The 4,732-nt window shown below is 67.7% G+C and carries 5 protein-coding genes and 1 tRNA gene; 5 read left to right on the plus strand and 1 reads right to left on the minus strand.

Annotated features, from left to right (window positions below; genetic code table 11):
- A partial coding sequence (locus tag OS124_RS23670; protein WP_010138146.1) for a DUF3152 domain-containing protein occupies positions 1 to 533 on the minus strand: 533 nt, incomplete at its 3' end.
- 476 nt (positions 534 to 1,009) lie between these two features.
- Between OS124_RS23670 and OS124_RS0104400 the strand changes: the two genes are divergently transcribed.
- The 5 genes from OS124_RS0104400 to OS124_RS0104420 form a co-directional block, all read left to right on the plus strand.
- A tRNA-Gln gene (locus OS124_RS0104400) sits at positions 1,010 to 1,084 on the plus strand.
- Positions 1,085 to 1,365: 281 nt separating this feature from the next.
- Entirely contained in the window at positions 1,366 to 2,109 is a 744-nt protein-coding gene (locus tag OS124_RS23675; protein ID WP_168161433.1) for a class I SAM-dependent methyltransferase, read from the plus strand.
- A gap of 129 nt (positions 2,110 to 2,238) precedes the next feature.
- The gene (locus OS124_RS0104410) at positions 2,239 to 3,363 is read left to right on the plus strand and encodes an aromatic ring-hydroxylating oxygenase subunit alpha (RefSeq protein ID WP_010138148.1); all 1,125 of its coding nucleotides are present in this window, start codon (positions 2,239 to 2,241) and stop codon (positions 3,361 to 3,363) included.
- A 211-nt stretch (positions 3,364 to 3,574) separates the two neighbouring features.
- Positions 3,575 to 4,234, plus strand: coding sequence for an HAD-IA family hydrolase (locus OS124_RS0104415; protein WP_010138149.1), 660 nt, complete (start codon positions 3,575 to 3,577; stop codon positions 4,232 to 4,234).
- An 81-nt stretch (positions 4,235 to 4,315) separates the two neighbouring features.
- Positions 4,316 to 4,732 (plus strand): FAD-dependent oxidoreductase (locus OS124_RS0104420; protein WP_010138150.1); only part of this gene is annotated, 417 nt, incomplete at its 3' end.

A 4,732-nucleotide genomic window follows, 5' to 3' on the forward strand; every position in this document is an offset into this window, starting at 1 on the left:
GCCAGCCCCGAGGCCAGGATCGGCCGCCCGGGATAGGGCCAGCCATTGCTGCGGCAGCCCCGCAGGCTCTTCGTCTGCTGCATCATAACAGGGGCCTGCGCGCCCCATCCCGGGCAGGCGGCATGACCATGCCCCAGGGCATGGCCCGTCTCGTGGTTGACGAGATAGGCGCGGTAGCTGTCCAGATCTCCATCCCAATGCGGCATCGCTCCCTGCCATCGCAGTGCATTCATCACCACGAAGCGCCCCTGTCGGCAGGACAGGTAGCCCAGCGTCCGCAGCGGCAGACACATGCGATCGACCCGCGCCGGGCTGGCGACGACGAAGCGCAGCCGGGCTGCCCCGGGTTCGACCAGGCGAAAGTGCCAGCGCCCGCTGGCCTGCCAGCCGCGCGGATCCGACAGAATCACCCCGATCTGTCGCGCCACATCGGCCGCCTCCAGCCCGGTGCCGGTCTCGACTTCGACCGAATAGGCAATGACTCGCCCCTGAGACGGCAAAGGCGTGGGACGGGCGAACGGCAGCCCCGCCATCTGGCGCCCTGTTCGCGGCCCCGGCCCAGACCTGGGCAGCCCTGTCGCAGCAAGTCCTGTCGCAGCCAGGTCCGATGTGGAGCGCACAGTGACCGGAGGCTCTGCCGCAGCGCAGTCGAAGCCCGGCAAGCTGGCGGCGCAGCCCTCTGCCGATGCGCCCGCCCCCGACGACAGCAATGCCAGCGCCAGACAAAGGAAGAGGCCCCGTCGCGGGCGAAGAAGGGCAAAGGGATGCATGATCGAATGCGGATGCTCTGAAACTGCCGCGAGGAAAGCAGCCCGCCCCCGGCGTGGCAAGTGAAAAGACCTGCCCAAACGCCCTGTCCGCCGCCCTCTGCACCTGCGTCCGATCCCTGCGGATGGCGCTCCGGATCAAGCCCGGAAGGCTTCATGACAGGGCAATGAAAAAGCCGCGCGCTTTCTGCTGAAAAGGGGTTGAACACCCGTGAAGCTTTCATTAGTTAGCGCGTCACCGTTGGGGTGTAGCCAAGTGGTAAGGCAACGGTTTTTGGTACCGCGTACCGTAGGTTCGAATCCTACCACCCCAGCCAATTTCCTCACATTGTGACGACCAGATCCGAGACGATGTGAGCCAGGCGTGCTCCGGCGCGCCGCCCTGGCGCATCTGCCCCTTCGGGACAGGCACCGCCGCCAGAACCCTTATCCCGACGGTTTAGCCCGCGCCCCTGCCAAACTGCCGCGCACCGCTCCGGGCTGAGACCTCAAGGACACGTCCTGACGCCACTGCCCCCTTCGGAGGATGGCGGAACTGGACAAGTCAGGGAACCTACGTACGATGAAGAATATCATTTGAGATGAAATGGATATTCCCATGGCGTTGACCTGCCCCATTTGTCGCAACGGCATGACGCCGATCCTGCAGCGCAGCGACAATCACTCCTGCGGGATCCGCTTCGGTGTGCCGTCGCCCGACCTGCCGCGCGGCGAGGTGACCTATGGCGAATGCGGCACCTGTGGTCATGTCGCCACCGACTACTTCAATGACTGGTCCGACCAGACCTTCCGCGAGCGGATCTACAACGACAGCTACCATCTCTATGATCCCGGCTACGTGCTGCGCCGCCCGACCGCGCTGGCCCGGGCGGTGCAGGCCCACTACCGGCCCGGCATCCGGGTGCTCGACTACGGCTCCGGCTCGGGCATCGTGCCGCAAAAGCTGCGGCAGGCAGGTTTCGATGCCCATGGCTACGACCCGATGACCGATGCGCTGGAACCGGCGGCGGGCAGCTTCGACCTCGTGCTCTGTACCGAGGTGCTGGAACATGTTCCCGATCCCTGGCAGCCCGCCGGGATCATCTCGCGCCTGGCCCGCGACGGGGCCGACGTGGTGCTGAGCACCCTGCTGCTGCCCGAAGCGCGCGAGCATGACTTCTGGTGGCTCGGCCCGCGCAACGGCCATATCCACGCCTTCTCGCCCCGCTCGCTGGAACTGCTGTTTCCGGGCATGACCTCCTACAGCCCCGGCGTGCACAGCCTCGGTGCCCCGCCGCGCGGCTTCCTGAAGGACGTGCAGTCGGCGATTCTCTGCGAACGGGAAACCGCCGAGGCGGTCTGAACCCGCCCGGTTTCCGGTCAGCACGGCGCCCCGATGCGCCGCGCCTGCGCAGCCCCCTTGCTTTATCGCCGCAATCGGCCAACCTCTGGGCAGGCATCGTGCCGCCAGTACCCCGAGGGAGCCCGCAAGATGAACATCCACGATCCCACCGCCGAGTTGCGCGCCAGTGTCGCCGTTCCCTTCGAGCGCGCCCATGCCATGCCGGTCTCGGTCTATACCTCGCCCGACTTCGCGGCCCTGGAACAGGAGCATGTCTTCGCCACCTCCTGGCTCTGCGCCGGGCGTGTCGATGCGCTGAAGGCCCCCGGCGACTACCTGACGCTGGAGATCGCGGGCGAGCCGGTGCTGGTGCTGCGCGACCGCGAGGGCACCCTGCGCGCCATGTCCAACGTCTGCCGCCACCGCATGTCGGTGCTGCTGGAGGGGCGCGGCAATGCCCGGGTGATCACCTGTCCCTACCACGCCTGGACCTATTCGCTGGACGGCTCCCTGCGTGGCGCGCCGGCGATGGAGATGAACCAGGGTTTCTGCAAGGAGCAGAACGCCCTGCCCCCGATCCGCTGCGTCGACTGGAACGGCTGGATCATGGTCACCCTGAACCCCGACCTGCCCGAACCCGCAACGCAGCTGTCCGAGGTCGACGACCTGGTCGGCTACCTGGACATGGCGCAGTATGTCGAGGTCTTCCGCGAAGAGCACCGCTGGAACACCAACTGGAAGATCCTGGCCGAGAACTTCATGGAGAGCTACCACCTGCCGATGTGCCACGGCGGCACCATCGGCGGGGCGGTGGACCTCAAGAAGATGACCTGCCCCGAGGGGACAGAGCATTTCAACTACCACCACATCCTCAAGGATGACTCGATCGCCCTGTCGATCGCCCACAAGGACAATACCGCGCTGCAGGGCGAGGACCGGCTGCGCACCTGGCTGCTGGCCATCTACCCCTCGCTGCTGATCACCCTGACGCCCGGCTACTTCTGGTATCTCTGCCTGACGCCCGACGGACCGGACCACGTGAAGATCCTCTATGGAGGCGGGTTGCATCCCGACTTTGCCGCCGACCCGGACCAAGAGGCGCATTTCGCCGCGCTCAAGGGGCTGCTGGATCACGTCAACGACGAGGATCGCGGCTGCACCGAGCGGGTCTGGCGCGGCATGCAGGGGCGGTTGGCCCGCCCCGGGCCGCTGTCGCACCTGGAACGGCCGAACTACGAGTTCGCCCGCTGGATCGCCGACCGGATGCCCGGCTGACATCAGCCTGATACCCGCCGGTGCCCGTCCGGGCACCGGCGGGCCTTCGCCACCCGCGCCGCCTTGTGCCGAAGCTTTGGGCAGCCGCTCCGAGCGGCCCGGGGCTGCGGCGTTTTACCGGTTTCCCTCGCCGTGCCGCCCGCCTAGGGAGGGGAAGACGGCAGCGCGCCGACATGCGCCCGTCGTGTTGGTAAACCGGGGGAGAGGTCACATGGCCCGCATCGTTTTCGACCTGGACGGCACGCTGATCGACAGCGCGCCGGACGTGCAGGGCATCGCCAATGCGCTGCTGGCGGACCCGGCCTTGACCCGGCCCGGCGCCCGTCCCCTCTCGCTGCCCGAAACCCGGCGCTTCATGGGCGAAGGGGTCGCTGTCTTCGTCGACCGCATGATCGCCAGTCGCGCCCTGGATGCCGGCCGGCGCGAGACCATCGTCGCCCGCTTCCTGGCGCTCTACGAGGATGCCGTGGCTCTGACCCGCCCCTACCCCGGCGCCGCCGAGATGTTGCGCCAGCTCGCCAGCCAGGGCCACCAGCTGGGCCTGTGCACCAACAAGCCCGTGGCACCGGCCCGCGCCGTGCTGCGCCATCTCGACATGGAGGCCCCCTTCACCGCCATCGTCGGCGGCGACACCCTGGACTGCCGCAAGCCCGACCCGGCACCGCTGCGCGCCACCTTCGACCGCCTCGGCCCGGACGGGCCCATGGTTTACATCGGCGACAGCGAAACCGACGCGGAATGCGCCCTGCGCGCCGATGTCCCCTTCCTGCTGTTCACCGAGGGCTACCGCAAGGGCAAGGGCGGCCTGTCCTGCCGCGCCGCCTTCAGCGATTTCGCCGAATTGCCGCAGCTTCTGGCCACCTTCGCCTGAGGCACCCGCTTCGCTTTGACATCCGCGCGCCCGCGTTGTCATCTGCCGCCGACCCCTGCGGCGGCAGCAAGCGAGATCCACATGACCCGGCAAGACGGCCCTCCCCGTACAGGCTTCGACCTCTTCGTCATCGGCGGCGGCATCAACGGCTGCGGCATTGCCCGCGACGCCGCCGGGCGCGGCCTGCGCGTCGGCCTCGCCGAGATGGGCGACCTTGCGGGGGCTACCTCCTCGGCCTCGACCAAGCTGTTCCATGGCGGGCTGCGCTATCTTGAATACTTCGAATTCCGCCTCGTCCGCGAATCGCTGATCGAGCGGGAACGGCTGCTGAAGGCGATGCCACATATCTCCTGGCCGATGCGCTTCGTGCTGCCTCTGCACCCCGGCATGCGCTTCGAGAACGCCACCCCGACCTCACGGCTGCTGAACATCGTCATGCCCTGGATGAAGGGCCGCCGCCCCGCCTGGCTGATCCGGCTCGGCCTGTTCCTCTACGAC

This window comes from Oceanicola sp. S124 (genome assembly GCF_000220565.1).
Taxonomy (GTDB): domain Bacteria; phylum Pseudomonadota; class Alphaproteobacteria; order Rhodobacterales; family Rhodobacteraceae; genus Pseudooceanicola.